Below are 26,225 nucleotides of genomic sequence, written 5' to 3' on the forward strand. Positions count from 1 at the left end.
CATCATTGAGACCTGGGCTGCTCCGTCAACACCACCGCGTCCTGCTCATGCTCCTGCGCCACACGCTTAGGCAACAACACCTGCTGTGGATAAGTCTGCGCAAAATGCACCTCATCACAGTTATCCACAAGCTTTTTCAACCGTTGATTAAACGCCCGGCTGACCGCATATTGCCCACCCGACACCGTACGGAACTGTGCGGTGAGCACCACGCCATTGAGGTCCATCTTGTCCACCCCGAACACCTCCAACGGCCCTTGCAGGTTGTACTTGAGGAACACATCGTCGCGGATCGACTGGCCGGCCTCGCGGATCAGCTCCACGGCCTTGTCTACGTCGGTGTCGTAGGTGAACTGCACCGAGAAGAACGCGTAGGCGAATTGACGCGACTGGTTGGTGACCGCCTTGATCTGCCCGAACGGCACCGAATGTACAAACCCCTTGCCGTCACGCAGGCGCAGGGTGCGGATGGTCAGGCCCTCCACGGTGCCGGCGTGACCAGAGTCGAGCACCACCCAATCGCCGATGGACAGGGTGTCTTCGATAATGATGAACAGGCCAGTAATCACGTCCTGCACCAATTGCTGGGAACCGAAACCGATCGCCAGTCCCACCACCCCGGCGCCCGCCAGCAAAGGCGCGACATTGATGCCCAGGTTGGCCATGGTGGTAATCGCGCAGATCACCACCAGGATGATCTTCACTGCATTGCGCAGCAGCGGCAGGATGGTTTTGACCCGGGTGCTGGGCTGGCGACTGGAGCGTTTATTCACCGGTGGTTTGAGGGCTTCCTGAATCGCAGTGTCGAGCACCACCCAGAACAGCCAGGTCACCAACAGGATCAGGCCGATACTGCTGAGGGAATCACTGATGGCCCGGCCCACCGAGTTGCGCTGGGCGAATTCGAACAGCGAAACGCCCCAGATACGCCCGAGTATCTCGATAAACGCGATGGCCATGACGATACGCAAAATTGCGTGCAGCAAACTCAGGAAGCGTTCCTTGTAGGCACTGCTGCGCTGGATCGATACCTGGCTGCGGGACTTGAACAGGTGTTGCAGCACGGTGCTGAGAAACACCGTGCCGATCAGTAACAAGGTGGTGAGCAACGCGCAGCGCAGGGCCTCTTGGTTGTCGTCACCGGCGCCAATCAGGTTGACCGCCGACACCAGCACCATCAACAGAATCGGCCAGTACCAGAGCCCGGAAAACACCCGCAGCGACTGTTGCAATGCTGGATGTTTGAGGCGCTGGGCCAGTGGCCGATTGCGGATCAAATGGGCCACCGGCCGCCGCAGGCGTACCACCAGCACGCCAAAGATGACCGCGGCAAACAGGCCGGTAAACACGGCGATGCTGCTGGTGATATTGCCGCCCAACTGACGAGCGATTTGCGGGCTGGTCAGCGCATCGCTGAGGGCCGCGAGAAAGCCGATCAGGAACAGCGGCTTGGGGCAATAGTCACGAATGATCTGCACGGCAGGTCGCTTGTGGCCGACGTTGAACATGACAATGACGCACAGCAACAGCGAGGTGGAAAAGATGCCACTACTGGTGGCGTAGGCAAAACACAGTGCCAGGGCTCGGCCGACAGACGTGGGTAAAAAGTGACTGACATAAAGGGTCAGCGGCAGGCAGATCAGCGCTGGAATCGTGTAGGGAACTACATAGCCCAGCAAGCCTTGCAGCCGTTGGCGCCGCGCGAGGAATGGGCGGCGGCTCGAGCGTTGCACAACCAGGCGCCCAAGTATCGTCAAGACCGCAAAGGCACCGACCCACACCCCAGACAACAGCAGGAAATCGCCCGCCACGCTCCACGGCGAGCGTGCGGCTGTCTGGTCTACCAGGCGCCCTACTTCGTCCGCGGCGCGATCAGCACGCAGGCGCCAGGCGTCGATGAGGTTCTGGTCGAGGTCGAGCTTGTTCTGCACGTCGTCGATGCTGGAACTGATGGCCCCGAGCAGCCCGCCTTCTACCAGCAGTTCCGGCTTGGCCGGCGTTTCGGCAGCGGGCGCCGTTGCCGCGGCTTGCAGGGCGCCATTGCCGCAGAGCAGCAGCGCGACGAGCAGTAATGCAGTCTTTGGATTCAGCAAAACAGCAAGCTCCTTCAGCAGGGTCTGTAAGGAACTGACGAGCTTGGGCCCTTATCGTTCCCTGCGTTTGCAATGCCCCTCCCACATTTCACCCCCTGTACCGCCTGTAGGAATGTGGAAACTTTCAGCCAAATAGCGCAGTCATCCCATAACGGAGGTCACCTCACCCACCATCCACGGGAGTAAACATGGCGGCGATTCACATCGGCATTTCCGGCTGGCGCTACACGCCCTGGCGCGGGGACTTTTACCCCGAAGGGCTGACCCAGAAACGCGAGTTGCAGTTTGCGTCACGCGCCGTCAACAGCATCGAAATCAACGGTTCGTTCTACGCGCTGCAAACCCCCAAGCGCTATGCCGAGTGGTATGCCGATACGCCCGAAGGTTTCCTGTTCAGTGTCAAGGCGCCCCGTTTCATCACGCATATCCTGCGCCTGCGGGACGTGCACAAGCCGATGGCGAACTTCTTCGCTTCCGGGGTGCTGGAACTCAAAGAAAAACTCGGCCCCATCCTCTGGCAGTTTCCGCCCAGCTTCAAATTTGACGCCACGCTGTTCGAAACCTTCCTGGCCCAATTACCCACCGATACCCAACAGGCGGCGGCCCTCGCCCGCCAGCATGAGCCACGCCTGAACGGCAAGGCGAGCATGAAGGCCTATGCCAAGAAACCTTTGCGCCATGCCGTGGAGATTCGCAACATGAGTTTTGCCGTACCGGAGTTCATCCAGATGCTGGATAAACACGGAGTGGCCCTGGTGGTCGCGGACACCGCAGGCAAGTGGCCGTACATGGAAGACGTGACCGCCAACTTCATGTACCTGCGCTTGCACGGCGACAAGCAGTTATACGCCAGTGGTTATAGCGCCGAAGCGCTCCAGCGCTGGGGTGACCGCATCGAACGCTGGGCCCAGGGCAAGCAGCCTGCCGATGCACACCTGGTCGACCCGCACCACACACCCCGCAGGCGTAAACAGCGCGATGTGTTCTGTTTTTTCGACAACGACATCAAAGTTCGCGCCCCCTTCGATGCACGCCAATTGCTGCAACGCTTCGGACTGGACGAACACCTGCTCACCGAGCCTGGCCGACTGCCGGAACCAGGAGTATTGCCATGACGCATCCAGAGCTGATCCCCACCCCGCCGACCACCGCCATCACCCGTTTCACGGTGCTGACGGTCAATATCCACAAGGGTTTCACCGCACTGAATCGCCGCTTCATTTTGCCCGAACTGCGTGAAGCGGTGCGCAGCGTGGGCGCCGACATGGTGTTCTTGCAGGAGATCCATGGCACTCACGAACGCCATCCCCAGCGCTACAGCGACTGGCCAAAAATGCCGCAGTATGAGTTCCTGGCCGACAGCATCTGGCCGCAGTTTGCCTATGGGCGCAATGCGGTGTACCCCCATGGCGACCATGGCAATGCACTGCTGTCGAAATTCCAGATCATCCGCTACGACAACCTCGACATTTCGCAAAGCGGCCATGAAAACCGCGGCCTGCTGCATTGCGTGTTGCGCCTGCCGGGCAGCGGCCAGCAGGTGCACGCGATCTGCATCCACCTGGGCTTGCGCGAGGTGCATCGCCAACAACAATTGCGGTTGCTGGAACAACGTATCAGCGAGATTCCGGCCGATGCGCCGTTGGTGGTCGCTGGCGATTTCAACGACTGGCGGCAAAAAGCCGACCTGAGCGAAAGCGGTTTGCAGGAAGTGTTCATGCACACCCTTGGCAAACCGGCGCGCACCTTCCCGGCACGCCTGCCACTACTGCCGCTGGACCGCATTTATGTGCGCAATTTGACGGTGCACAACCCGCGCGTACTCACCACTCGCCCTTGGTCCCATCTCTCAGACCATGTGCCGCTGTCGGTGGAGGTTGAGCTATGAACGTTGCGGTAGACCATATCGCCACAGACCAACCGCCAGATGACAGCAAAGCGCGGGATCTGGATTACGGCTGGCAGAGCGGCAACCAGGTGGCGTTGCTGGAGAACGGCGAGGCGTACTTTCCCGCTGTGTTCGAGGCTTTGCGGGCGGCAGAGCGCGAGATCCTGCTGGAGACCTTCATCCTCTTTGAAGACAAGGTCGGCTTTGAGCTGCACAGCATCCTCATCGAGGCGGCCAAGCGTGGGGTAAAGGTGGTGGTCAGCCTCGACGGTTTTGGTTGCGGCGAGCTGAGCCCGGGCTTCCTGCGGGAGTTGGCCGAAGCCGGGGTGATGGTGCAGATGTTCGACCCGGCGCCCAAGACCTTCGGCATACGCACTAACTGGTTTCGCCGCCTGCACCGCAAGATTGTCGTGGTGGATGCCCGCGTGGCGTTTATCGGCGGGATCAATTTTTCTGCTGACCACTTGGCGGATTTCGGCCCCGAAGCCAAGCAGGATTACTCAGTACAGGTGATCGGCCCGGCCGTGGCCGACCTGCACCATTTCGCCCTCGCCCAAAGTGGCCGCCAGGTGCGCAGCCGTCGCGGTTGGCGACGGCGCCAGCAACGGCCTTCGCCCTGGACGAACGAGCCAGGCGACGGCCTGGTGCGCCTGATTTATCGCGATAACATTCAGCATCGTGACGATATCGAGGAGGCGTATATCCACGCCTTGAGCCAGGCTCGGCGGCGCGTGGTGATCGCCAACGCGTATTTCTTCCCCGGCTATCGCCTGCTTCGCGAGATCCGCAACGCGGCGCGCCGTGGCGTGCAGGTGCAGTTGATCATGCAGGGCCAGCCCGACGTGCTGTTGGCGAAACTGGCCGCGCGCATGCTCTATGACTACTTGCTCAAGGATGGCGTGGTGATTCACGAATACTGCCAACGCCCGCTGCACGGCAAGGTGGCGCTGGTGGATGACGAATGGAGCACCGTCGGTTCGAGCAACCTGGACCCACTGAGCCTGGCATTAAACCTGGAAGCCAATGTGCTGATTCGCGACCGGGCTTTCAATCAGCAGCTCTACGAACGCCTGGAAGCCCTGGCCCGAAATCATTGCCAGACCATGCCGGAAAAGCGCAAGCCGCGCCTGTGGCTCTGGCGCTTGACCGTGGGTTTCCTGGTGTTTCATGTGATGCGCCATTTCCCGGTACTGGCCAGTTGGTTACCGGCCCACAAACCGCGCTTGAAACCTTTTGAGGCCACGCCCCATGACGTCTGAAGCCCGCCCCCAAGCGCAAGCCTCTGGGTTCAAGCGCTGGAAGAAGCCGCTGACGATCGCGTTCTTCGTGCTGCTGATCGTGTTGTTTACCCTGCTGGCCCGGCGCATCGACTGGAGCGAAGTGTTCCAGACCCTGAGCGAGTTCAAGCTGCGCACATTGTTCATCGCCGGCGCGCTGACGCTGTGCAGTTTTATCGTCTATGCCTGCTTCGACTTGATCGGCCGCACCTACATTCGCCAGCCGTTGCGTTGGAAGCAGATATTGCCGGTGGGTTTCATCAGCTACGCGTTCAACCTCAACCTCAGTGCCTGGGTCGGCGGCATCGCCATGCGGTATCGGCTGTATTCACGCCTGGGCGTGAGCACCAGCAATATCGCCAAGATCCTCGGCCTGAGCCTAGCCACCAATTGGTTCGGCTATATGGCGTTGGCCGGGGTGGTGTTCAGCAGCGGGTTGGTGACCCTGCCGCCGGGCTGGAAGCTCAGCAGCGGCGCCTTGCAAGGGGTCGGGGGGTTGTTGGTGCTCGCGAGCCTGGGCTACCTGGCGGCGTGCCGGTTTTCGAAAAAGCGCGCGTGGTCGATCCGCGGTATCGAGATCAACTTGCCGTCGCTGCGTATGGCCTGTTTGCAACTGGCCCTGGGTGCGTTGAACTGGTCGTTGATGGCGGCGGTGATATTTGCCTTGTTGCCCGCCAAACTGGATTACCCCCTGGTGCTGGGGGTGCTGTTGATCAGCGCAATTGCCGGGGTGGTCACCCATATTCCCGCCGGCTTGGGGGTTTTGGAGGCGGTGTTCATTGCGCTGTTGCAGCATGAGGCGTCGCGGGGGAGTTTGCTGGCCGGGCTGATCGCGTACCGGGCGATTTATTTTATCTGCCCGTTGTTGATTGCACTGGTGATGTATTTGGGGGTGGAGGCCAAGGCCAAGGCGTTGCGGGTTAAGAAAACTGCCTGATGAGACGGTGGTGACTGTGGAATCGCTTTCGCGGGCAAGCCCGGCTCCCACAGGGGAATGCATTCCCAGGTGGGGAGCCGGGCTTGCCCGCGAAAGCGATCACAAGGGCAACGACTATCGAGCCTGAATGATGCTCAACCGCTCCCCCACCACCATCTCGGTAATCCAGTCCACCAGGATCGAGGTGTAGGCCTGTTGCGACACCGGGTCGCTCAAGGAATGGTCGGCGCCGTCGATGATGCGGTGGGTCAGGGAGTGGGTTTGCTGGCACGCCGCGCGGTAACTCATGATGGTGGCGTGAGGCACATGGTCGTCGGTTTCCGATTCGACAATCAGCACATCGCCGGTAAATTGCGCGCAGGCATGCAGGGCACGGTTGGTTTCGGCGTGCACGAGGGTGCCGCGGTAATCCATCAGGTCGGCTTTATCCAAGTCGCGCTTGGGCTTGAGCCATTCCTGATCGCGGTACAGCGCCGGCACTCGCAGCGCCAGCCAACGTACCGGGCGCAATGAGGTGAGGATCGCTGCAAGGTAGCCGCCATAACTGGTGCCCACCACTGCCACCGCCGAGGTGTCGATAGCCGGGTGGGACAGCAGGCGGTCGTAGGCGGCCAGCAGGTCGCGCAGGTTGTCTTCGCGGGTGACGCGCGACAAAGGGATGCCGGTGCCAGCATGGCCACGCAGGTCGAAGGTCAGGCACACACACCCAAGGCCTGCGATACCTTTGGCCCGCTCCAGGTCGCGCTCCTGGCTGCCACCCCAGCCGTGCACGAACAACACGCCGGGCACTTTGGACTTGGGACTGAGGAATGTCCCGCTCATCTGTTCGTCGTCTATATCGATGGTGATGCTCTCGCTTCTAGCCGTCATAAGTCTTGACCGTCACATACTTGAGTAGAAAGTCGCTGTTTTCGGCCGGGCCTCGGTATACCTCGATGGCATCCGCCGGCAGCGCCTGGTCTACATAGGTTTCTACCGAGGACACACGGATGGCTTTAAGGCCCGGATGGTTGATAAAACTCTGCAACGCCGCGACCTCCGCGCTGCTGGCTCCGCCCATGCGCCACGATTGTTCGAGCACGCCACTACGGCGCTGGCCTGTGCTGTCCAGGCCTTGGGCGATGTCGTAGTTGCGGCGCGAGGCGAAGAAGCTTGGGTAGGCTTCGTCCGCAGCACGGTCGAAAACCAGCGCCTGTTCGATGGCCTCACGCACGTCTTCACGCAGATCCAGTTTGAGCAGGGCAGCATAATCACCGGGGACGACCAGCAGATCGGAACCGCCGTAGACCTCTTCCCCCTGCCCGTCTTGGGTCAGGTGCTGCTCGCCGCAGTAGCTAATGAGGTGATCGCCAATAAAACTCTGGCCCACGCTGTGGGTGACCACCGCGTGCAGGTCTTGTTCCAGCACCACGCCTTCATTGAACATTCGGGCCGCTTCCGGGCGCGCCACTATCGCGTCGAACTCATCCAGGCTGTGGATAACTTCCTGCCCGCGCCCTGCACAGGCGTTCACGGGTTTCAGACGAATCGGGCCACTGTAGAGCAAGCGGGTCGCGGCAGGCCGCGCGTCCTCAAGGGCGAACACACTCACGCCGTCCAACACTACGTCACGCACGCGCTCGCACAATGTCGGCGACCAGCCTTCGGGCGCCTTGGCCTCGGGACTCAGCAGGCCATGCGTGATGGCCTTGGTGCAGATAAAAGCGTGATCGACATAGCCGCCCCACAGATCGCCAGGCCCCTTGATATTGAGCTGGCGCGCTTGGGCTGGCCCGACCAGGGTTTGCGTGGGCAGCAGATACAATTCCCGGCCCGCATGCAAGGCCGGGTCGTAACTGCCACCGAACTTGAGCCCCAAGATCTGCGCCAGCCAGCGTGCGAGGGCGCGGTTGGTTTCGATTTCATGCAGGGGCGCCCCCTCTCGCATGGAGTGGGCGACCACCAACTTCTTGCGACTTATGGGGGTCATGCGGTCCCCTTTTCCATCAACCTTTGTGTAGCAGTGAGGTTGCATGGATCAGGCCAACGCGGGGGTTGAGGGGAGAGCTGTTAAATCAATCAGTTGCGCAAAAAGTGATGGCCGTTAGCCTGTTTTATTCTGCACGACCCGGGGCGAACCCTGCGGCGTTCTGCACGATTCAAACCCCAAAGCGGTTGCGGTAATCGCTGGGGGACAGGCCGGTGATTTTCTTGAAAATGGTACGAAAGGCACCGGGGTCTTGATAGCCCACGGTCCAGGCAATGTGATCGATGGTGCCGTTGGTGAACTCCAGCATCTGCCGCGCCTTGCCGACCCGCAGGTGTTGGCAGTACTCGGTGGGTTTCAATCCGGTGGCGTTGCGAAAGCGCCGCAGAAAGGTGCGCTCTTCCAGGTTCGCCTCCTGCGCCATCGCTGCCACGGACACGTCCACCGCGCCACTGGCTTGCAGCCAATGCTGGACCTTGAGGACCGCACCATCACCGTGCCTGAGAAGCGGCGCAAAGTTACTCCCACATTGGCTGGCGCTGGCGCTGTGTTCGATCACCAGAAAACGCGCCGTATCGGCCGCCACGCTCGGGCCCATCAGCCGGTCGACCAGGCGCAGGCCCAGTTCGGACCAGGCCATCAGCCCCGCGGAAGTGATCAGGTCGCCGTCATCGACAATGGGTTTATCCGCTTCCAGGCGCACCGCCGGGTAACTGGCCGCAAAAGACTTCGCGGAGGACCAGTGGGTGGTGGCGCTGCGGCCATCCAACAGGCCGCTGCGCGCCAGCATGATCGAGCCGATGCACACGCCGCCAAGCACGGTGCCGCCCGCATGTTGCAGGCGCAGCCATTCCAGCAGCGCAGGCGGCGCCTGGTCTTCGGTGAACTCTGCAATCGAGGGCGGCACCAACACGGCCATCATCGGTTGGTCGGGGCCTGGGTGGCTGTCGAACGTGCGCGCGGGCGTGCCGTGGGCATCTACCTGCCAGTGGCTGACCCGCAGCAGCGGCAGTTGCGCAGAGTCATGCTCGGCGGCGATGCGGTTAGCGACCCCGAACAGGTCAGTCAGCCCGTGGACTGCGGCGAGTTGCGCACCTTGGTAGATCAACACACCCAGCTCGACAGTGCTGCGTTGCGCGGCCATTGTCAGTTTTCCCCCTGTTATTGTCGGTGCGGCCAATTCTCGGCGTGATCGCCAGCTAAGATACTAGGCCCATCAACCCATCACGAGGCAACACACATGGCCAAGCAGGCGCTCATCCTAATCGATATCCAGAACGACTACTTCCCCCAGGGCAAGTGGCCGCTCGACGGCGTGGAAGCCGCAGCGGACAAGGCAGCGCAGGTGCTACAGGCGTTTCGACAAGCAGGCGATGCGGTGATTCATGTACGGCATGAGTTCGCTGGCGACGACGCACCGTTCTTCACTCCGGGCTCCGAAGGCGCGCACTTGCATGCCAAGGTGCTCAACGAGGGCGAGGAACCGGTGGTGCTCAAACACTTCGTGAATGCGTTTCGCCAAACCAACCTGCGCGAACTGCTGGAACAGCGCAGCATCACCGACGTGGTGGTGGTAGGCAGCATGAGCCATATGTGCATTGACGCCGTGGTACGGGCGGCGGCGGACCTGGGCTACAAGGTTACGGTGATCCATGATGCCTGCGCGACCCGCGACCAGGAATTCAACGGGCAGGTGATTCCGGCGGCGCAGGTGCACGGGGCGTACATGGCCTCCCTGGCATTTGGCTATGCAGGTGTAGTGTCGGCAGAGGAATATCTGCAGGCCCAAGCAGCGGCTGCGTGACCGCCACCCGGGGCTGATCGCTTTAGCGTGTGGCGATGATGAACAGGCGCGGAAAGGGCAACAACACCGTGCCATCGGCCAGGGCTGGATAAGCCTGGGTAATTCGCGCCTGGTATTGCTGCAGGAAGGCGGCTTTTTCATCGTCGGTCAACGGTGCGAGAAAAGGCCGCAATGCCGAAGCCTTGAACCACTCCACCACCGCCGTGTGGTCCGCCAACGGGTGGTGATAGGTGGTGCGCCATACATCCACGGTACTGCAATACTTGCTCAACAGTTCGTAGTAGTAACTGGCGGTGTGCCGCTCATTGTGTTTGACCGCCCCTATCTTCGCCGACCACGGGCCATCGGCCGCAACTTCACGGGCCAGGCGATGGGCGGGCTCGTCAAGGTTGTCCGGGGTTTGCACCGCCAGCGTACCGCCTGGGTTCAGTTGGTGGACCAAGTGCGGGTAGAGCGTGGCGTGGTCGGGCAGCCATTGCAGCGAGGCATTGGCCAGAATCACATCCAAGCGTTGCGCAGGATGCCAGGCGCCGATATCTGCCAGCTCGAAGTTCAACCTGGGCAGGCGCTTGCGGGCGTCTACCAACATGTCATCGGAGCTGTCCATGCCAGTGACGTGCGCTTGGGGGAAACGCTCGGCCAGCACTTCGGTGGAGTTTCCCGGCCCGCACCCCAGGTCGACTGCGGTGCCCACGTCGGTGTTGGGAATTGCCGCAATCAGGTCACGGACAGGGCGAGTGCGCTGCTGTTCGAACATCGTGTACTGCTTGGCGGACCAGGTCATCACAGCTTTCCTTCTTTCTTAGAGGTGGCGACAGCCTAAATCTTGTGAGCCATGAGAACAAATGCTGGGGTTGGTGTGCTGCCTGCAAAAAGGCAGCGCGTGCACCGACGCCTGTTCATCGCCCATAAAAAAACCCCGATGCTTTCGCTATCGGGGGTTTTGTTTGTTCAGGGTCGGTCTTGGACCTTAGAACGGGATATCGTCATCAAAGCTGTCGAAATCCGGAGCCGGTTGCGGAGCAGCCTGCTGTGGTGCTGGGCGCGACTCACGCTGTGGCTGCTGGCTTGGCTGCGGACGCGACTGCTGTGGGCGCGGTGCCGAGTTGGACATGCCGCCCTGGCCCTGTTGGTCGCCCTGTGGACGGCCACCCAGCAGTTGCATGGTGCCTTGCATGTCGACCACGATTTCGGTGGTGTAACGCTTGATGCCGTCTTTTTCCCACTCACGGGTTTGCAGTTTGCCTTCGATGTAGACCTGCGAACCTTTGCGCAGGTATTCACCGGCGATCTCTGCGACCTTGCCGAACATCGACACGCGGTGCCATTCGGTCTTCTCGACCTTCTGGCCGGTCTGCTTGTCGGTCCACTGTTCGCTGGTCGCCAGGCTCAGGTTGGTCACGGCGTTACCGTTAGGCAAGTAGCGAACTTCGGGATCCTGGCCGCAAGTACCGACCAATATGACTTTGTTAACCCCACGGGCCATAACGTTCTCCTAGGCTGGGCGCGCTGTCGGCACTGGGTTGACCAGTTGCTCGAGCGTCGCGCGATCCAATAATTCGGTGTCCAATTTGATGTAAATGGCCGCCTCTTCAGCGACCACGACTGCATCCGTTACCCCTACGACAGCCTTCAGGCGCTCTACCAGGCCGGCTTCGCGGATCGCCTCGGGCGATAGCGGCAAACGCAGACTGGTGACGTAGGGAGGTTCGCGCATGGTAACAGCAAAGACCAGCCAAAGTGCAGCCAGCCCGGCGCATCCGAGGAACACAACCGACAAACCGCCATGCTGGAACATCCAGCCGCCCATGATGCCGCCCAACGCGGAACCCAGGAACTGGCTGGTGGAATATACCCCCATGGCCGTGCCCTTGCCGCCTGCCGGTGAAACTTTACTGATCAGTGACGGCAACGACGCTTCGAGCAGGTTGAAGGCGGTGAAAAACACCACCGTACCGATCACCAATGCTCGCAGGCTGTCGCCGAACTGCCAGAAGAATAGTTCAGTGAGCATCAATGTCGCGACGGCGCCGAGTAAAACTCGTTTCATTTTGCGTTTCTTCTCGCCATAGATGATGAACGGGATCATGGCGAAGAACGAAATCAACAGCGCAGTGAGGTAGACCCACCAGTGCTGTTCCTTGGGCAGACCGGCTTTTTCCACCAGGGCCAGGGGCAAGGCGACGAAGCTGCACATCAGCATGGCGTGTAATACGAAGATACCTAAATCCAGGCGCAGCAGGTCCGGGTGCTTGAGCGTCGGCAGCAACGCCTTGCGTGCGACGCCCGATTCACGATGCTGCAGGGTGCCGGTGGAGCGCGGCACCATAAAAGCCACGATCAGGATGCCGAACAACGCCATGCCGCCCGTGGCCAGGAACAGCCCATGCAAGCCGAACGCGCGCGTGAGCAAGGGGCCGACCACCATGGCCACGGCAAACGACAGGCCGATGGTCATGCCGATCATCGCCATGGCCTTGGTGCGGTGTTGTTCGCGGGTCAGGTCCGACAGCAACGCCATCACGGCGGCGGAAATTGCCCCTGCGCCCTGCAGGATGCGCCCGGCGATCACGCCCCAGATCGAATCGGACTGGGCCGCTAGCACACTGCCAAGGGCGAATACGATCAGCCCGAGATAGATCACCGGGCGACGGCCAATGCGGTCGGAAATAATCCCGAACGGAATCTGGAAAATTGCCTGGGTCAGGCCATAGGCGCCAATCGCCAGGCCGATCAAGGCGGGGGTCGCCCCTGCGAGATCCATCCCATAGGTGGCCAGCACCGGCAACACCATAAACATGCCCAGCATACGGAAAGCGAACACCAGGGCCAGACCGCTTGCCGCTCGGGTCTCGCCGCTACTCATGCGTTCGCTGTGGGGATCGTGCATGGAAAAACCTCGTGTGAACCGGCGGCGATTCTACCAGTCCCATCGATTGAGAGGGTATATGCGGCGCTTTGCCGCGCAGCTTTCATGTAAGGCTGCAAGCGGCGTTTTGACAGTGTATATTCATCCAGTCTTTAGCCGTATACTCCGGCATCATTTACGCCCGCCGTGCGAGGCCATCTTGGACAAGATCCTGATTCGTGGGGCTAGAACCCACAACCTGAAGAACATCGACCTGACCCTGCCCCGGGACAAACTGATCGTCATCACCGGCTTGTCCGGCTCCGGCAAATCGTCCCTGGCGTTCGACACGCTGTATGCCGAAGGTCAGCGTCGCTATGTGGAATCCCTGTCGGCCTACGCCCGGCAGTTCCTGTCGATGATGGAAAAGCCCGATGTCGACACCATTGAAGGCCTGTCGCCGGCTATTTCCATCGAGCAGAAATCCACGTCCCACAACCCGCGCTCCACCGTGGGTACCATTACCGAAATCTACGACTATCTGCGCCTGCTGTATGCGCGCGTGGGCATTCCGCGCTGCCCGGACCACGATATTCCCCTGGAAGCCCAAACCGTCAGCCAGATGGTCGACCTGGTACTGGCCCAGCCAGAGGGCGCCAAGCTGATGCTGCTGGCGCCCGTCATTCGCGAGCGCAAGGGTGAACACCTGTCGGTCTTCGAAGAACTGCGTGCCCAGGGCTTCGTGCGGGCGCGCATCAACGGCAAGCTCTATGAGCTGGACGAAGCGCCGAAGCTGGACAAGCAGAAAAAGCACTCCATTGATGTGGTGGTCGACCGATTCAAGGTGCGCGCCGACTTGCAGCAGCGTTTGGCGGAATCGTTCGAAACCGCGCTGAAGCTGGCCGATGGCATTGCCCTCGTAGCGCCGATGGATGACGAGCCGGGCGAAGAGATCATCTTCTCCGCGCGCTTTGCGTGCCCCATCTGTGGCCATGCCATCAGTGAGCTGGAACCCAAGCTGTTTTCCTTCAACAACCCGGCCGGCGCCTGCCCGACTTGCGACGGCCTGGGTGTGAAGCAGTTTTTCGATATCAAGCGCCTGGTCAATGGTGACCTGACCCTGGCCGAGGGGGCGATACGCGGATGGGACAGGCGTAACGTCTACTATTTCCAGATGCTCGGGTCATTGGCCTCGCACTACAAGTTCAGCCTGGAAGTGCCGTTCAACCAGCTGCCGGCAGACCAGCAGAAGGTCATTCTGCATGGCAGCGGTTCGCAGAATGTCGACTTCAAGTACCTGAACGACCGTGGCGACATCGTCAAGCGCTCGCACCCGTTCGAAGGCATCGTGCCGAACCTGGAGCGTCGCTACCGCGAGACCGAATCGGCAAGCGTGCGTGAAGAACTGGCAAAATTCCTCAGTACTCAGCCTTGCCCGGATTGCCGTGGCACCCGCCTGCGTCGTGAGGCACGTCACGTGTGGGTAGGCGAAAAGACCCTGCCAGCAGTAACCAACCTGCCAATCGGCGATGCGTGTGAATACTTTGGCGTACTCAAGCTCACCGGGCGACGCGGGGAAATTGCCGACAAGATCCTCAAGGAAATTCGCGAGCGTCTGCAGTTCCTGGTCAACGTTGGCCTGGATTACCTGTCGCTGGACCGTAGCGCCGATACCTTGTCGGGCGGTGAAGCACAGCGAATCCGCCTGGCCAGCCAGATTGGCGCGGGCCTTGTGGGCGTGCTGTATATCCTCGATGAGCCGTCGATTGGCTTGCACCAACGGGATAACGACCGCCTGCTGGGCACGCTGAAACACCTGCGCGATATCGGCAATACCGTGATCGTGGTCGAGCATGATGAAGACGCTATCCGCCTGGCGGACTACGTGGTCGATATCGGCCCGGGCGCGGGTGTGCATGGTGGTCATATCGTTGCCGAGGGCACGCCTGCCGAAGTGATGGCACATCCGGACTCGTTGACCGGCAAGTACCTGTCTGGCCGGGTGAAGATCGAAGTGCCCGCCAAGCGTACGCCGCGCAACAAAAAGATGGCTCTGCACCTCAAGGGCGCGCGCGGGAACAACCTGCGCAATGTCGACCTGGAGATTCCGCTGGGCCTGCTGACCTGCGTGACCGGTGTTTCCGGTTCGGGCAAGTCGACGCTGATCAACAACACCTTGTTCCCACTGAGTGCCACCGCCCTGAACGGCGCGACCACTCTGGAAGCTGCGGCCCACGACAGCATCAAAGGCCTGGAGCATCTGGACAAGGTCGTCGACATCGACCAGAGCCCGATTGGACGCACACCGCGTTCCAACCCAGCCACCTACACCGGGCTGTTTACGCCTATCCGCGAGCTGTTCGCTGGCGTACCCGAGTCGCGCTCACGAGGTTATGGGCCGGGCCGGTTCTCGTTCAACGTCAAGGGTGGGCGCTGCGAAGCCTGCCAGGGCGACGGCCTGATCAAGGTGGAGATGCACTTCCTGCCCGACATCTACGTGCCGTGCGATGTGTGCAAGAGCAAGCGCTACAACCGCGAGACCCTGGAGATCAAGTACAAGGGCAAGAGCATCCATGAAACCCTGGAGATGACAATCGAGGAAGCTCGCGAGTTCTTCGACGCGGTGCCGGCGTTGGCGCGCAAGCTGCAGACGCTGATGGATGTAGGCCTGTCGTACATCAAGCTGGGGCAATCAGCGACCACGCTGTCGGGTGGTGAAGCGCAGCGGGTCAAGCTGTCTCGCGAGCTGTCCAAGCGTGATACCGGCAAAACCTTGTACATCCTCGATGAGCCGACCACTGGCCTGCACTTCGCGGATATCCAGCAGTTGCTGGACGTACTTCACCGCTTGCGGGACCACGGCAATACCGTGGTGGTGATTGAGCACAACCTTGATGTGATCAAGACGGCCGACTGGTTGGTAGACCTGGGGCCGGAAGGTGGTTCGAAGGGTGGCCAGATCATCGCAGTGGGCACGCCAGAGCAGGTTTCCGAAATGCCGCAGTCGCACACCGGTTACTACCTGAAACCATTGCTGGAACGCGATCGGGCCTGATCTTTTCATCGTCCAATAAAAAGCCCCTGCCACTTTGCGGTGACAGGGGCTTTTTTATAGCCGGGAATCAGAACTGCGATTGCAGGTAATTCTCCAGGCCGATCAGCTTGATCAGGCCCAACTGCTTTTCCAGCCAGTAGGTGTGATCTTCTTCGGTGTCATTCAACTGCACCCGCAGTATTTCCCGGGTGACATAGTCGTTGTGCTGCTCACAAAGCTCGATGCCCTTACAGAGTGCAGCACGGACCTTGTACTCAAGGCGAAGATCGGCAGCGAGCATGTCAGGCACTGTGGTACCCACGTCCAGATCATCAGGACGCATACGCGGCGTGCCTTCGAGCATCAGAATGCGGCGCATCAGGGCATCAGCGTGCTGTGCCTCTTCTTCCATTTCGTGGTTGATACGCTCGTAGAGCTCGGTAAAGCCCCAGTCTTCGTACATACGCGAATGGATGAAATATTGGTCACGAGCTGCCAGTTCGCCCGTCAGCAACGTGTTGAGGTAATCGATTACGTCGGGGTGACCTTGCATCGCCCTACATCTCCCTGCTTGAAAGACTGTAGTTTGAACCATGCTGACTTGAAGGTCACGGGACAAACGGCAGAAAAGTGAAGATTTCCGGAGAAAAGTAGCTGAAATAACGCAAAAACCGCCCAAATGAGGGCGGTTCTGCTTATCGTTTAGAGTCAGTTAAGCGATACACCCAGTGCCTTTGCGATTGCTTCTCCATAAGCCGGGTCGGCCTTATAGAAGTGCTGCAGTTGACGCTGGACCACATCGCTGGAAACGCCACCCATAGCACCGGCGATGTTATTGGTGAGCAGGGCTTTCTGCTCATCATTCATCAGACGGAACAGCGCACCGGCGTGGCTGTAGTAGTCCGTATCTTCGCGATGATCGTAGCGATCAGCCGCGCCGCTCAGGGTCAATGCTGGCTCTGCATACTGCGGGGCTTGTTTCGGTGCGTCTGCATAGCTGTTTGGCTCGTAGTTCGGAGCCGCACCGCCGTTACTACCGAAAGCCATGGAGCCGTCACGCTGGTAGCTGTTAACCGGGCTACGTGGTGCGTTCACCGGCAGTTGCTGGTGGTTGGTGCCCACACGGTAGCGGTGCGCATCGGCGTAGGCAAAAACCCGACCTTGCAGCATACGGTCCGGCGACAGGCCAACGCCTGGGACCATGTTGCTTGGGCCAAATGCGGCCTGCTCGACTTCGGCGAAGTAGTTCTGCGGATTACGATTGAGCTCCAACTCACCCACTTCAATCAACGGGAATTCTTTTTGCGACCAGGTCTTGGTCACGTCAAACGGGTTCTCGTAATGGGCGTTCGCCTGTGCCTCGGTCATGATCTGGATGCACACGCGCCACTTGGGGAAGTCACCGCGCTCGATTGCACCAAACAGATCACGCTGGGCGTAATCAGGATCGGTTCCCGCCAAGCGGGCGGCCTCGGCGGGCGCCAGGTTCTTGATGCCTTGCTTAGTCTTGTAGTGCCACTTCACCCAATGACGCTCACCCTGGGCATTGATCAGACTGTAAGTGTGGCTGCCGAAACCATGCATGTGGCGATAGCCGTCCGGGATGCCACGGTCCGAAAACAGAATGGTGACCTGATGCAGCGCCTCTGGTGAGTGCGACCAGAAGTCCCACATCATCTGCGCGCTTTTCAGGTTGCTCTGCGGCAGGCGTTTCTGGGTGTGGATAAAATCCGGGAATTTCAGCGGATCACGAATAAAGAACACGGGAGTGTTGTTACCCACGATGTCCCAGTTACCCTCTTCGGTATAGAACTTCAGGGCAAAGCCACGTGGATCACGTTCAGTGTCAGCAGAACCGCGCTCACCGCCTACAGTGGAGAATCGCAGGAATGTCGGCGTTTGCTTGCCAACAGATTCGAACAGCTTGGCGCTGGTGTATTGGGTGATGTCACGGGTGACTGTGAACGTACCGTAGGCGCCCGATCCTTTGGCGTGCACGCGACGCTCAGGGATGTTTTCACGGTTGAAGTGAGCGAGCTTCTCGATCAGGTGGAAATCGTCGAGTAACAACGGACCACGAGGGCCCGCGGAACGGGAGTTCTGGTTATCCGCAACGGGAGCACCGCTGGCGGTGGTAAGGACTTTATTCTGGCTCATGCTCAATCTTCCTCAGGTCGGACTTGGAACTGCCGGCTAATCGGCTTGGAGGGAGTATTGATCATCAACACCACGCCTACAAATTCATTAAATTGCAGGCATCGATAGAGAATAACTAACAACACTCCGTTCGCTATAGTGCAGCGCCCGGCCTATGGAAGCTTGTATAAGTTGCGCTTTTGTTACGCGCACAAAAAACCGGGCACTAGGCCCGGTTTTTCGTTGCAGCTTGTCGTCTTACTCGGCGCTTACAGCTTCGCCGGCAGTAGCACGATCAACCAACTCGACGTACGCCATAGGCGCGTTGTCGCCAGCGCGGAAACCGCACTTGAGGATGCGCAGGTAGCCACCCTCACGGGTAGCGTAACGCTTGCCCAGGTCGTTGAAGAGCTTACCAACGATAGCTTTCGAACGAGTACGGTCGAAAGCCAGACGGCGGTTAGCCAGGCTGTCTGTCTTGGCCAAAGTGATCAGCGGCTCAGCAACGCGACGCAGTTCTTTAGCTTTCGGCAGTGTAGTTTTGATCAGCTCGTGCTCGAACAGCGACACCGCCATGTTTTGGAACATGGCCTTGCGGTGCGAGCTGGTACGGCTCAGGTGACGACCACTTTTACGATGACGCATGGTTCATTCCTTACCAAACTCACGTTCGGTGATTACGACGATCAGGCAGTCGCCTTGTCGTCCTTCTTAAGACTTGCAGGCGGCCAGTTGTCGAGGCGCATGCCGAGGGACAGACCGCGGGAGGCCAGAACGTCCTTGATTTCAGTCAAGGATTTCTTGCCCAGGTTCGGAGTCTTCAACAGTTCTACTTCGGTGCGCTGGATCAGGTCACCGATGTAGTAAATGTTTTCCGCCTTAAGGCAGTTAGCCGAACGTACAGTCAGTTCCAGATCGTCAACCGGGCGAAGCAGGATCGGATCGATCTCGTCTTCCTGCTCGATTACCACTGGTTCGCTGTCACCTTTGAGGTCGACGAACGCAGCCAACTGCTGTTGCAGAATGGTTGCAGCGCGGCGGATAGCCTCTTCAGGATCCAGGGTACCGTTGGTTTCCAGATCAATAACCAGCTTGTCCAGGTTAGTACGCTGCTCGACACGGGCGTTTTCCACCACGTATGCGATACGGCGAACCGGGCTGAACGAAGAGTCAAGCTGCAAGCGACCGATGCTGCGGCTTTCGTCTTCATCGCTCTGACGCGAGTCGGCCGGTTCATAACCACGACCACGAGCTACAGTGAGCTTCATGTTCAGGGCGCCGTTAGACGCCAGGTTAGCGATTACGTGATCGGGGTTAACGATCTCGACATCATGATCCAGCTGAATATCGGCAGCGGTAACCACCCCCGAACCCTTCTTCGACAAGGTCAGCGTAACTTCGTCACGGCCGTGCAGCTTGATAGCCAGACCTTTAAGGTTCAACAGGATTTCAATTACGTCTTCCTGTACACCTTCGATGGCGCTGTACTCGTGGAGCACACCGTCAATCTCGGCCTCGACTACTGCACAGCCGGGCATTGAGGACAACAGGATGCGGCGCAGCGCGTTGCCCAGGGTGTGGCCAAAACCACGCTCGAGAGGCTCGAGAGTAATTTTGGCGCGGGTTGGACTGACAACCTGCACATCAATGTGGCGGGGTGTCAGGAACTCATTTACCGAAATCTGCATGGATGCACCTATTTTCTAGCCCTTACTTGGAGTAGAGCTCGACAATCAGGCTTTCGTTGATGTCGGCGGACAGATCACTGCGAGCAGGAACGTTCTTGAAAACGCCCGACTTCTTCTCAGTGTCTACTTCTACCCATTCTACGCGGCCACGTTGGGCACACAGATCGAGAGCTTGGACAATGCGAAGTTGGTTTTTTGCTTTCTCGCGAACTGCGACCACGTCACCAGCACGAACCTGGTAGGACGGAACGTTTACGGTCTGACCGTTAACGCTGATCGACTTGTGCGATACCAGCTGACGGGATTCGGCACGAGTCGAACCGAAGCCCATACGGTATACAACGTTGTCCAGACGGCATTCGAGCAGTTGCAGCAGGTTTTCACCGGTTGCACCTTTTTTGCCAGCAGCTTCTTTGTAGTAGCCGCTGAACTGACGCTCGAGAACGCCGTAGATACGACGGACCTTCTGCTTTTCACGCAGTTGGGTGCCGTAGTCGGACTGGCGACCGCGGCGTTGGCCGTGGATACCAGGTGCTGCTTCAATGTTGCACTTCGATTCGATCGCGCGCACGCCGCTCTTCAGGAAGAGATCGGTGCCTTCGCGACGAGCGAGTTTGCATTTTGGACCAATGTAACGAGCCATTCTTTACAATCTCCTGGATTACACGCGGCGCTTCTTCGGCGGACGGCACCCGTTGTGCGGGATTGGCGTCACGTCGGTGATGCTGGCGATCTTATAGCCACAGCCGTTCAAAGCACGGACAGCAGACTCACGACCTGGACCTGGACCCTTGACGTTAACGTCGAGGTTTTTCAGGCCGTATTCCAGCGCAGCTTGACCAGCACGTTCAGCAGCTACTTGAGCAGCAAACGGGGTGGACTTGCGGGAACCGCGGAAACCCGAACCACCGGAGGTAGCCCAAGAAAGCGCGTTACCTTGACGGTCGGTGATGGTCACGATTGTGTTGTTAAAAGATGCATGGATGTGGGCGATGCCATCAACCACTGTCTTTTTAACTTTTTTACGAGGACGAGCAGCAGGTTTTGCCATGATAATTTTCCTGTCGATTCGCTGGGGCGATTACTTGCGGATCGGCTTACGCGGACCTTTACGGGTACGCGCGTTAGTCTTGGTACGCTGACCGCGTACTGGAAGACCACGACGATGACGCAGACCGCGATAGCAACCGAGGTCCATCAAACGCTTGATTTTCATGTTGATTTCGCGACGCAGGTCACCTTCAGTGGTGAACTTCGCCACTTCGCCACGCAGCTGTTCAATCTGCTCGTCGCTCAGATCCTTGATCTTAGCGGCTGGGTTTACCCCAGCAACTGCGCAAATTTTCTGCGCAGTAGTGCGACCAACACCATAGATGTAGGTCAGCGAGATAACAGTGTGCTTGTTATCTGGAATGTTAACGCCTGCAATACGGGCCATTCAGTGGGACTCCAATTGACAGCTACCTACGCCCCGGAAGCCAAGAAATAGGGCGCGAGATAATATCGCTGTAATAACAAATAATCAACCCGGCAGCGCACTAGCTGCCGGGCTTCAAGCGGATCACACTCAGCCTTGGCGCTGTTTGTGACGCGGTTCCGCGCTGCAAATTACTCGAACAACACCTTCGCGGCGAATAATCTTGCAGTTACGGCACAGCTTTTTCACCGATGCACGAACTTTCATCACCAACTCCTCGAACCTTATGGGGTACTCAGCGCAACATGCCGCTGCCGTAGCCCTTCAGGTTGGCTTTCTTCATCAGGGATTCGTACTGGTGCGAAACGAGGTGCGATTGTACTTGGGACATGAAGTCCATCACAACCACGACCACGATCAGCAACGAGGTCCCGCCAAGGTAGAACGGAACGTTTGCTGCAACCACCAGGAACTGGGGCAACAAGCACACGGCCGTCATATATAGAGCACCGAACAGGGTCAAACGAGTCAGAACGCCATCAATGTAGCGTGCCGACTGCTCACCTGGACGGATGCCCGGAATAAAGGCACCGGACTTCTTCAGGTTTTCCGCTACGTCTTTCGGATTGAACATCAACGCCGTATAGAAGAAGCAGAAGAAAATAATCCCTGCACTAAACAGCAGAATATTCAACGGCTGACCAGGAGCGATCGACTGAGAGAGGTCCTGCAGCCAGCCCATATTTTCAGACTGACCAAACCAGGTACCCAACGAAGCCGGAAACAGCAAGATGCTGCTCGCGAAAATTGCCGGAATAACACCGGCCATATTCACTTTCAGCGGCAAGTGGCTGGTCTGCGCAGCGAAGACCTTACGGCCCTGCTGACGCTTGGCGTAGTGAACAGCAATACGACGCTGGCCACGCTCAATGAACACCACAAAACCGATAATCGCTACTGCCAGCAAACCGATGGCAACCAAGGCGAAGATATTGATATCACCCTGACGCGCAGACTCGAAAGACTGCCCGATTGCTCTCGGAAGACCGGCGACGATACCTGCGAAAATCAACATCGAGATACCGTTGCCAACACCACGCTCAGTAATCTGCTCACCCAGCCACATCATGAACATCGCACCAGCCACAAACGTGGATACCGCGACGAAATGGAAGCCAAAGTCACCAGTGAACGCAACGCCCTGCCCCGCCAGGCCAACGGACATGCCGATAGCTTGAACCAGGGCGAGGACGACAGTGCCGTAGCGGGTGTACTGGCTAATCTTGCGACGGCCAGCTTCACCTTCCTTCTTCAACTGCTCCAGCTGCGGGCTGACGGCTGTCATCAGTTGCATGATGATCGATGCCGAAATGTACGGCATGATCCCCAGTGCAAAGATGCTCATCCGCTCCAGCGCGCCGCCGGAAAACATGTTGAACAAGCTAAGAATGGTCCCCTCATTCTGTCGAAACAGGTCTGCGAGTCGGTCCGGGTTGATACCTGGAACCGGGATGTGTGCGCCTATTCGGTAGACGATAATCGCCAGGAACAGAAAACGCAGACGAGCCCAAAGTTCAGACATACCGCCTTTGCCGAGCGCTGAGAGAGCACCTTGCTTAGCCATTTATTCCTCGAACTTGCCGCCAGCTGCTTCGATAGCCGAACGCGCACCTTTGGTGGCGCCGATTCCCTTGCCGATAGTGACAGCGCGAGTCACTTCACCGGACAGCATGATTTTCACACGCTGTACGTTGACGTTGATCACGTTGGCATCTTTCAGGGTCTGCACAGTAACGATGTCGCCTTCCACTTTAGCCAGCTCGGACAGACGCACTTCTGCGCGATCCATGGCTTTCAGGGATACGAAACCGAACTTAGGCAGGCGACGATGCAGCGGCTGTTGACCGCCTTCAAAGCCTGGAGCAATGGTGCCACCGGAGCGGGAGGTTTGACCCTTGTGGCCACGGCCACCGGTCTTACCCAAACCACTACCGATACCACGGCCCGGACGATGCTTTTCGCGACGGGAACCCGGCGCTGGACTCAGATCATTGAGTTTCATCGATTAACCCTCTACACGCAGCATGTAGTAAGCCTTGTTGATCATCCCGCGATTCTCGGGAGTATCCTGGACTTCTACAGTGTGACCGATGCGACGCAGACCCAAACCTTTAACGCACAATTTGTGGTTAGGGATGCGGCCGGTCATGCTTTTGATCAGCGTTACTTTAACGGTAGCCATGATCAGAAGATCTCCTTGACAGTCAGACCACGCTTGGCAGCGATGGACTCAGGAGATTGCATAGCCTTCAGACCCTTGAAAGTGGCGTGAACCACGTTTACCGGGTTAGTCGAGCCATAGCACTTGGCCAGAACGTTCTGAACGCCAGCAACTTCGAGGACAGCACGCATAGCGCCGCCAGCGATGATACCGGTACCTTCAGAAGCAGGCTGCATGTACACCTTCGAAGCGCCGTGAGCGGACTTCATTGCGTACTGCAGAGTGGTGCCGTTCAGATCAACTTGGATCATGTTGCGACGAGCAGCTTCCATTGCCTTCTGGATCGCGGCAGGCACTTCACGTGACTTGCCACGGCCGAAGCCAACACGCCCTTTACCATCACCCACCACGGTCAACGCGGTGAAAGTGAAGATACGGCCGCCTTTAACGGTTTTGGCTACGCGGTTAACTTGAACCAGCTTCTCAATGTAGCCTTCGTCGCGCTTTTGGTCGTTATTTGACATAACTTAGAACTCCAGCCCAGCTTCACGAGCAGCATCAGCCAGCGCTTTCACGCGGCCGTGGTACTTGAAGCCAGAGCGGTCGAAAGCCACTTGCGAGACGCCAGCGGCCTTAGCACGCGTAGCGACCAGCTGGCCAACCTTTGTGGCCGCGTCGATGTTGCCAGTGGCACCATCACGCAGTTCTTTATCCAAAGTCGAGGCGCTTGCCAGGACTTTGTTGCCGTCGGCCGAGATGACCTGGGCGTAGATGTGCTGCGACGAGCGGAACACGCAGAGACGCACGACTTCGAGTTCGTGCATTTTCAGGCGTGCTTTGCGAGCGCGACGCAGTCGAGTAACTTTTTTGTCGGTCATTTGCTATGCCCTACTTCTTCTTGGCTTCTTTACGACGGACGACTTCGTCCGCGTAGCGCACACCTTTGCCTTTGTACGGCTCTGGTGGACGGAAGTCGCGGATCTCAGCGGCCACTTGACCTACCAGCTGCTTGTCGATGCCCTTGATCAGGATATCGGTCTGGCTAGGAGTCTCAGCAGTGATGCCCGCTGGCAGTTCGTAATCCACTGGGTGCGAGAAGCCAAGGGCAAGGTTCAAAACCGTGCCTTTTGCTTGCGCTTTGTAACCAACACCGACCAGCTGGAGCTTACGCTCGAAGCCTTGGCTTACGCCTTGGACCATGTTGTTTACCAACGCACGCGTGGTACCGGCCATTGCGCGAGTTTGTTGATCGCCATTGCGAGCAGCGAAACGCAGCTCACCAGCTTCTTCAACGATCTCAACGGACGAATGGATGTTCAGTTCAAGAGTACCCTTGGCACCCTTCACCGAAAGCTGTTGGCCTGCGAATTTGACTTCGACACCGGCTGGCAGCTTAACGGGGTTCTTAGCGACGCGAGACATGCTTATCCCCCCTTAGAACACAGTGCAAAGAACTTCGCCGCCGACACCGGCAGCGCGCGCAGCACGATCCGTCATCACACCTTTGTTGGTGGAGACGATAGACACGCCCAGACCGCCACGAACTTTCGGCAGATCTTCAGCGGACTTGTACTGACGCAGGCCTGGACGGCTAACGCGCTTCACTTCCTCGATGACCGAACGGCCTTCGAAGTACTTCAGCTCGATGGACAGCAGTGGTTTGATTTCGCTGCTGATCTGATAACCCGCAATGTAGCCTTCGTCTTTCAGGACTTTGGCAACAGCTACCTTCAACTTGGAAGATGGCATGCTTACGACGGACTTTTCAGCCATCTGGGCATTACGGATACGAGTTAGCATGTCCGCTAACGGGTCCTGCATACTCATGGGCTAGACGCTCCTAATACAAAAAAATTAGCCTTGCGGCTACATATGTCGCCGAGAATCTCCGAGCACAAAAAACACGGGCTCAGGCGAGCCGCGTATTTTAGACATACTCCAGAAATGAAACAAGCCCCAAAAGGGGCTTGATCCAGATTCAAGGTCACCGGCGGTCAGTATCTTGCGATTCCGACCACCTGGACGTTGAAAGTACTTACCAGCTGGCTTTAACCAGACCTGGTACGTCACCACGCATTGCCGCTTCACGCAGTTTGTTACGGCCGAGGCCGAACTTGCGGTAAACGCCGTGTGGACGACCGGTCAGGCGGCAGCGGTTACGCATGCGCGAAGCGCTTGCGTCACGTGGCTGCTTCTGCAGAGCAACTGTAGCTTCCCAACGCGCTTCTGGACTTGCGTTCAGATCAACGATGATTGCTTTCAGTGCTGCACGCTTCTTGGCGTACTTGGCAACCGTGAGCTGACGCTTCAGCTCGCGGTTTTTCATGCTCATCTTGGCCATGGTCCTACTCCAATCAGTTGCGGAACGGGAATTTGAACGCACGCAGCAGAGCGCGGCCTTCATCATCGTTCTTGGCAGTGGTGGTCAGGGTGATGTCCAGACCGCGGAGAGCATCGATCTTGTCGTAGTCGATTTCCGGGAAGATGATCTGCTCTTTCACGCCCATGCTGTAGTTACCACGACCATCGAAGGACTTGGCATTCAGGCCGCGGAAGTCGCGGACCCGAGGCAGGGAGATCGACAGCAGACGATCCAGGAATTCGTACATACGCTCACGGCGCAGAGTCACTTTGACGCCGATCGGCCAACCTTCACGGACTTTAAAGCCAGCGATGGATTTCCGAGCGTAAGTCACAACGACTTTTTGACCGGTGATCTTTTCCAGGTCAGCAACAGCGTGCTCGATGACTTTTTTGTCGCCGATCGCTTCGCCCAGACCCATGTTCAGGGTGATTTTGGTGACGCGCGGAACTTCCATCACGTTCCCGAGCTTAAGTTCTTCCTTAAGCTTAGGGGCGATTTCCTTCCGGTAAATCTCTTGTAGTCGTGCCATGGTCTAATCTACCTAGCAGTGT

Annotated in this window: 30 protein-coding genes; 6 read left to right on the forward strand and 24 right to left on the reverse strand. The window is 58.5% G+C overall.

The genetic code is table 11. The features are described from left to right. Nucleotides 1-2: 2 nt before the first annotated feature. Nucleotides 3-2,093 (reverse strand): mechanosensitive ion channel family protein, encoded by a 2,091-nt coding sequence (locus tag AB9N64_RS14495; protein ID WP_166406265.1) that lies wholly within the window; start codon nucleotides 2,091-2,093, stop codon nucleotides 3-5. A 188-nt stretch (nucleotides 2,094-2,281) separates the two neighbouring features. On the opposite strand from AB9N64_RS14495, the gene AB9N64_RS14500 reads away from it, so the two are divergent. From AB9N64_RS14500 to AB9N64_RS14515, 4 genes are read left to right on the forward strand one after another with little or no spacing between them, the layout of a single operon-like run. Next, nucleotides 2,282-3,208: a DUF72 domain-containing protein gene (locus AB9N64_RS14500; RefSeq protein ID WP_019818872.1), complete on the forward strand. Its 927-nt coding sequence runs from the start codon at nucleotides 2,282-2,284 to the stop codon at nucleotides 3,206-3,208. After that, a complete protein-coding gene (locus tag AB9N64_RS14505; protein ID WP_014720141.1) occupies nucleotides 3,205-3,981 on the forward strand; it encodes an endonuclease/exonuclease/phosphatase family protein in 777 nt (258 codons plus the stop codon). Before AB9N64_RS14500 ends, AB9N64_RS14505 begins: the two co-directional genes overlap by 4 nt. Then, nucleotides 3,978-5,240: a cardiolipin synthase ClsB gene (gene clsB, locus AB9N64_RS14510; RefSeq protein WP_020302445.1), complete on the forward strand. Its 1,263-nt coding sequence runs from the start codon at nucleotides 3,978-3,980 to the stop codon at nucleotides 5,238-5,240. Before AB9N64_RS14505 ends, clsB begins: the two co-directional genes overlap by 4 nt. Continuing rightward, the gene (locus tag AB9N64_RS14515; RefSeq protein WP_014720143.1) at nucleotides 5,230-6,195 is read left to right on the forward strand and encodes a lysylphosphatidylglycerol synthase domain-containing protein; all 966 of its coding nucleotides are present in this window, start codon (nucleotides 5,230-5,232) and stop codon (nucleotides 6,193-6,195) included. The genes clsB and AB9N64_RS14515 overlap by 11 nt, the downstream gene beginning before the upstream one ends. Nucleotides 6,196-6,309: 114 nt before the next feature. Here AB9N64_RS14515 and AB9N64_RS14520 read toward each other — a convergent pair whose 3' ends face one another. From AB9N64_RS14520 to AB9N64_RS14530, 3 genes are all read right to left on the reverse strand, one after another. After that, nucleotides 6,310-7,065, reverse strand: a complete 756-nt coding sequence (locus tag AB9N64_RS14520) for a S9 family peptidase (RefSeq protein ID WP_019818878.1) — start codon at nucleotides 7,063-7,065, stop codon at nucleotides 6,310-6,312. Next, the gene (locus AB9N64_RS14525; protein ID WP_371359492.1) at nucleotides 7,055-8,164 is read right to left on the reverse strand and encodes a DUF3182 family protein; all 1,110 of its coding nucleotides are present in this window, start codon (nucleotides 8,162-8,164) and stop codon (nucleotides 7,055-7,057) included. The genes AB9N64_RS14520 and AB9N64_RS14525 overlap by 11 nt, the downstream gene beginning before the upstream one ends. Nucleotides 8,165-8,333: 169 nt before the next feature. Beyond that, nucleotides 8,334-9,305 carry a GlxA family transcriptional regulator gene (locus tag AB9N64_RS14530; RefSeq protein ID WP_073452015.1) on the reverse strand — a complete coding sequence of 324 codons (972 nt, stop codon included), beginning with the start codon at nucleotides 9,303-9,305 and terminating at the stop codon, nucleotides 8,334-8,336. A 96-nt stretch (nucleotides 9,306-9,401) separates the two neighbouring features. Here AB9N64_RS14530 and AB9N64_RS14535 point away from each other — a divergent pair, with 96 nt between their 5' ends. Beyond that, complete coding sequence (locus AB9N64_RS14535; RefSeq protein WP_019818884.1) at nucleotides 9,402-9,965, forward strand: cysteine hydrolase family protein; 564 nt, start codon at nucleotides 9,402-9,404, stop codon at nucleotides 9,963-9,965. Between the two features lie 22 nt (nucleotides 9,966-9,987). On the opposite strand, the gene tam is transcribed toward AB9N64_RS14535, so the two are convergent. The 3 genes from tam to AB9N64_RS14550 all read right to left on the reverse strand — a co-directional run bounded on the left by tam (nucleotide 9,988) and on the right by AB9N64_RS14550 (nucleotide 12,855). Beyond that, nucleotides 9,988-10,749: a trans-aconitate 2-methyltransferase gene (tam, locus tag AB9N64_RS14540; RefSeq protein ID WP_020302450.1), complete on the reverse strand. Its 762-nt coding sequence runs from the start codon at nucleotides 10,747-10,749 to the stop codon at nucleotides 9,988-9,990. A 186-nt stretch (nucleotides 10,750-10,935) separates the two neighbouring features. After that, nucleotides 10,936-11,451: a single-stranded DNA-binding protein gene (locus AB9N64_RS14545; RefSeq protein ID WP_003232445.1), complete on the reverse strand. Its 516-nt coding sequence runs from the start codon at nucleotides 11,449-11,451 to the stop codon at nucleotides 10,936-10,938. Nucleotides 11,452-11,460: 9 nt separating this feature from the next. Next, complete coding sequence (locus AB9N64_RS14550) at nucleotides 11,461-12,855, reverse strand: MFS transporter (protein ID WP_014720149.1); 1,395 nt, start codon at nucleotides 12,853-12,855, stop codon at nucleotides 11,461-11,463. Between the two features lie 178 nt (nucleotides 12,856-13,033). Here AB9N64_RS14550 and uvrA point away from each other — a divergent pair, with 178 nt between their 5' ends. After that, on the forward strand, nucleotides 13,034-15,868 hold the full coding sequence (uvrA, locus tag AB9N64_RS14555; protein ID WP_014720150.1) for an excinuclease ABC subunit UvrA: 2,835 nt from the start codon (nucleotides 13,034-13,036) through the stop codon (nucleotides 15,866-15,868). Between the two features lie 67 nt (nucleotides 15,869-15,935). Here uvrA and bfr read toward each other — a convergent pair whose 3' ends face one another. The 17 genes from bfr to rplE all read right to left on the reverse strand — a co-directional run bounded on the left by bfr (nucleotide 15,936) and on the right by rplE (nucleotide 26,203). After that, a complete protein-coding gene (bfr, locus tag AB9N64_RS14560; protein WP_003176400.1) occupies nucleotides 15,936-16,400 on the reverse strand; it encodes a bacterioferritin in 465 nt (154 codons plus the stop codon). A 155-nt stretch (nucleotides 16,401-16,555) separates the two neighbouring features. Beyond that, nucleotides 16,556-18,004, reverse strand: a complete 1,449-nt coding sequence (locus AB9N64_RS14565) for a catalase (protein WP_014720152.1) — start codon at nucleotides 18,002-18,004, stop codon at nucleotides 16,556-16,558. Between the two features lie 237 nt (nucleotides 18,005-18,241). Next, complete coding sequence (gene rplQ / locus AB9N64_RS14570; protein WP_003176402.1) at nucleotides 18,242-18,628, reverse strand: 50S ribosomal protein L17; 387 nt, start codon at nucleotides 18,626-18,628, stop codon at nucleotides 18,242-18,244. A 41-nt stretch (nucleotides 18,629-18,669) separates the two neighbouring features. Next, nucleotides 18,670-19,671 (reverse strand): DNA-directed RNA polymerase subunit alpha, encoded by a 1,002-nt coding sequence (gene rpoA / locus AB9N64_RS14575; protein ID WP_003176403.1) that lies wholly within the window; start codon nucleotides 19,669-19,671, stop codon nucleotides 18,670-18,672. 22 nt (nucleotides 19,672-19,693) lie between these two features. Further along, nucleotides 19,694-20,314: a 30S ribosomal protein S4 gene (rpsD, locus tag AB9N64_RS14580; protein ID WP_003176404.1), complete on the reverse strand. Its 621-nt coding sequence runs from the start codon at nucleotides 20,312-20,314 to the stop codon at nucleotides 19,694-19,696. An 18-nt stretch (nucleotides 20,315-20,332) separates the two neighbouring features. Next, nucleotides 20,333-20,722, reverse strand: a complete 390-nt coding sequence (rpsK, locus tag AB9N64_RS14585; protein ID WP_002555466.1) for a 30S ribosomal protein S11 — start codon at nucleotides 20,720-20,722, stop codon at nucleotides 20,333-20,335. A 30-nt stretch (nucleotides 20,723-20,752) separates the two neighbouring features. Next, nucleotides 20,753-21,109 (reverse strand): 30S ribosomal protein S13, encoded by a 357-nt coding sequence (gene rpsM, locus AB9N64_RS14590; RefSeq protein WP_003194635.1) that lies wholly within the window; start codon nucleotides 21,107-21,109, stop codon nucleotides 20,753-20,755. A gap of 129 nt (nucleotides 21,110-21,238) precedes the next feature. Further along, a complete protein-coding gene (gene rpmJ, locus AB9N64_RS14595) occupies nucleotides 21,239-21,355 on the reverse strand; it encodes a 50S ribosomal protein L36 (protein WP_002555468.1) in 117 nt (38 codons plus the stop codon). A 28-nt stretch (nucleotides 21,356-21,383) separates the two neighbouring features. Beyond that, on the reverse strand, nucleotides 21,384-22,712 hold the full coding sequence (secY, locus tag AB9N64_RS14600) for a preprotein translocase subunit SecY (RefSeq protein WP_003194637.1): 1,329 nt from the start codon (nucleotides 22,710-22,712) through the stop codon (nucleotides 21,384-21,386). Continuing rightward, nucleotides 22,713-23,150: a 50S ribosomal protein L15 gene (gene rplO / locus AB9N64_RS14605; RefSeq protein WP_003176407.1), complete on the reverse strand. Its 438-nt coding sequence runs from the start codon at nucleotides 23,148-23,150 to the stop codon at nucleotides 22,713-22,715. 3 nt (nucleotides 23,151-23,153) lie between these two features. Continuing rightward, entirely contained in the window at nucleotides 23,154-23,330 is a 177-nt protein-coding gene (rpmD, locus tag AB9N64_RS14610) for a 50S ribosomal protein L30 (protein WP_003176408.1), read from the reverse strand. Between the two features lie 2 nt (nucleotides 23,331-23,332). Beyond that, nucleotides 23,333-23,833, reverse strand: coding sequence for a 30S ribosomal protein S5 (rpsE, locus tag AB9N64_RS14615; RefSeq protein WP_003176409.1), 501 nt, complete (start codon nucleotides 23,831-23,833; stop codon nucleotides 23,333-23,335). Between the two features lie 3 nt (nucleotides 23,834-23,836). Continuing rightward, nucleotides 23,837-24,187, reverse strand: coding sequence for a 50S ribosomal protein L18 (rplR, locus tag AB9N64_RS14620; protein ID WP_003186037.1), 351 nt, complete (start codon nucleotides 24,185-24,187; stop codon nucleotides 23,837-23,839). A 10-nt stretch (nucleotides 24,188-24,197) separates the two neighbouring features. Beyond that, nucleotides 24,198-24,731, reverse strand: coding sequence for a 50S ribosomal protein L6 (gene rplF / locus AB9N64_RS14625; RefSeq protein WP_003194640.1), 534 nt, complete (start codon nucleotides 24,729-24,731; stop codon nucleotides 24,198-24,200). Nucleotides 24,732-24,743: 12 nt separating this feature from the next. Beyond that, nucleotides 24,744-25,136 (reverse strand): 30S ribosomal protein S8, encoded by a 393-nt coding sequence (gene rpsH / locus AB9N64_RS14630; protein ID WP_003176413.1) that lies wholly within the window; start codon nucleotides 25,134-25,136, stop codon nucleotides 24,744-24,746. A gap of 208 nt (nucleotides 25,137-25,344) precedes the next feature. After that, nucleotides 25,345-25,650 carry a 30S ribosomal protein S14 gene (rpsN, locus tag AB9N64_RS14635; RefSeq protein ID WP_003176414.1) on the reverse strand — a complete coding sequence of 102 codons (306 nt, stop codon included), beginning with the start codon at nucleotides 25,648-25,650 and terminating at the stop codon, nucleotides 25,345-25,347. Between the two features lie 13 nt (nucleotides 25,651-25,663). Further along, nucleotides 25,664-26,203: a 50S ribosomal protein L5 gene (rplE, locus tag AB9N64_RS14640; RefSeq protein ID WP_003194642.1), complete on the reverse strand. Its 540-nt coding sequence runs from the start codon at nucleotides 26,201-26,203 to the stop codon at nucleotides 25,664-25,666. Between the last annotated feature and the right edge of the window lie 22 nt (nucleotides 26,204-26,225).

The sequence above is a fragment of the Pseudomonas sp. KT_2_4 genome (genome assembly GCF_041410225.1).
In the GTDB taxonomy this organism is placed as follows: Bacteria; Pseudomonadota; Gammaproteobacteria; order Pseudomonadales; family Pseudomonadaceae; genus Aquipseudomonas; species Aquipseudomonas paracarnis.

What these genes read in the sequence shown, in the direction of transcription:
- AB9N64_RS14500 (WP_019818872.1), top strand. Translation starts at nt 2,282, where the DNA reads ATGGCGGCGATTCACATCGGCATTTCCGGCTGGCGCTACACGCCCTGG.
- AB9N64_RS14505 (WP_014720141.1), top strand. Translation starts at nt 3,205, where the DNA reads ATGACGCATCCAGAGCTGATCCCCACCCCGCCGACCACCGCCATCACC.
- clsB (WP_020302445.1), top strand. Translation starts at nt 3,978, where the DNA reads ATGAACGTTGCGGTAGACCATATCGCCACAGACCAACCGCCAGATGAC.
- AB9N64_RS14515 (WP_014720143.1), top strand. Translation starts at nt 5,230, where the DNA reads ATGACGTCTGAAGCCCGCCCCCAAGCGCAAGCCTCTGGGTTCAAGCGC.
- AB9N64_RS14520 (WP_019818878.1), bottom strand. Translation starts at nt 7,065, where the DNA reads ATGACGGCTAGAAGCGAGAGCATCACCATCGATATAGACGACGAACAG.
- AB9N64_RS14525 (WP_371359492.1), bottom strand. Translation starts at nt 8,164, where the DNA reads ATGACCCCCATAAGTCGCAAGAAGTTGGTGGTCGCCCACTCCATGCGA.
- AB9N64_RS14530 (WP_073452015.1), bottom strand. Translation starts at nt 9,305, where the DNA reads ATGGCCGCGCAACGCAGCACTGTCGAGCTGGGTGTGTTGATCTACCAA.
- AB9N64_RS14535 (WP_019818884.1), top strand. Translation starts at nt 9,402, where the DNA reads ATGGCCAAGCAGGCGCTCATCCTAATCGATATCCAGAACGACTACTTC.
- tam (WP_020302450.1), bottom strand. Translation starts at nt 10,749, where the DNA reads ATGACCTGGTCCGCCAAGCAGTACACGATGTTCGAACAGCAGCGCACT.
- AB9N64_RS14545 (WP_003232445.1), bottom strand. Translation starts at nt 11,451, where the DNA reads ATGGCCCGTGGGGTTAACAAAGTCATATTGGTCGGTACTTGCGGCCAG.
- AB9N64_RS14550 (WP_014720149.1), bottom strand. Translation starts at nt 12,855, where the DNA reads ATGCACGATCCCCACAGCGAACGCATGAGTAGCGGCGAGACCCGAGCG.
- bfr (WP_003176400.1), bottom strand. Translation starts at nt 16,400, where the DNA reads ATGCAAGGTCACCCCGACGTAATCGATTACCTCAACACGTTGCTGACG.
- AB9N64_RS14565 (WP_014720152.1), bottom strand. Translation starts at nt 18,004, where the DNA reads ATGAGCCAGAATAAAGTCCTTACCACCGCCAGCGGTGCTCCCGTTGCG.
- rplQ (WP_003176402.1), bottom strand. Translation starts at nt 18,628, where the DNA reads ATGCGTCATCGTAAAAGTGGTCGTCACCTGAGCCGTACCAGCTCGCAC.
- rpoA (WP_003176403.1), bottom strand. Translation starts at nt 19,671, where the DNA reads ATGCAGATTTCGGTAAATGAGTTCCTGACACCCCGCCACATTGATGTG.
- rpsD (WP_003176404.1), bottom strand. Translation starts at nt 20,314, where the DNA reads ATGGCTCGTTACATTGGTCCAAAATGCAAACTCGCTCGTCGCGAAGGC.
- rpsK (WP_002555466.1), bottom strand. Translation starts at nt 20,722, where the DNA reads ATGGCAAAACCTGCTGCTCGTCCTCGTAAAAAAGTTAAAAAGACAGTG.
- rpsM (WP_003194635.1), bottom strand. Translation starts at nt 21,109, where the DNA reads ATGGCCCGTATTGCAGGCGTTAACATTCCAGATAACAAGCACACTGTT.
- rpmJ (WP_002555468.1), bottom strand. Translation starts at nt 21,355, where the DNA reads ATGAAAGTTCGTGCATCGGTGAAAAAGCTGTGCCGTAACTGCAAGATT.
- secY (WP_003194637.1), bottom strand. Translation starts at nt 22,712, where the DNA reads ATGGCTAAGCAAGGTGCTCTCTCAGCGCTCGGCAAAGGCGGTATGTCT.
- rplO (WP_003176407.1), bottom strand. Translation starts at nt 23,150, where the DNA reads ATGAAACTCAATGATCTGAGTCCAGCGCCGGGTTCCCGTCGCGAAAAG.
- rpmD (WP_003176408.1), bottom strand. Translation starts at nt 23,330, where the DNA reads ATGGCTACCGTTAAAGTAACGCTGATCAAAAGCATGACCGGCCGCATC.
- rpsE (WP_003176409.1), bottom strand. Translation starts at nt 23,833, where the DNA reads ATGTCAAATAACGACCAAAAGCGCGACGAAGGCTACATTGAGAAGCTG.
- rplR (WP_003186037.1), bottom strand. Translation starts at nt 24,187, where the DNA reads ATGACCGACAAAAAAGTTACTCGACTGCGTCGCGCTCGCAAAGCACGC.
- rplF (WP_003194640.1), bottom strand. Translation starts at nt 24,731, where the DNA reads ATGTCTCGCGTCGCTAAGAACCCCGTTAAGCTGCCAGCCGGTGTCGAA.
- rpsH (WP_003176413.1), bottom strand. Translation starts at nt 25,136, where the DNA reads ATGAGTATGCAGGACCCGTTAGCGGACATGCTAACTCGTATCCGTAAT.
- rpsN (WP_003176414.1), bottom strand. Translation starts at nt 25,650, where the DNA reads ATGGCCAAGATGAGCATGAAAAACCGCGAGCTGAAGCGTCAGCTCACG.
- rplE (WP_003194642.1), bottom strand. Translation starts at nt 26,203, where the DNA reads ATGGCACGACTACAAGAGATTTACCGGAAGGAAATCGCCCCTAAGCTT.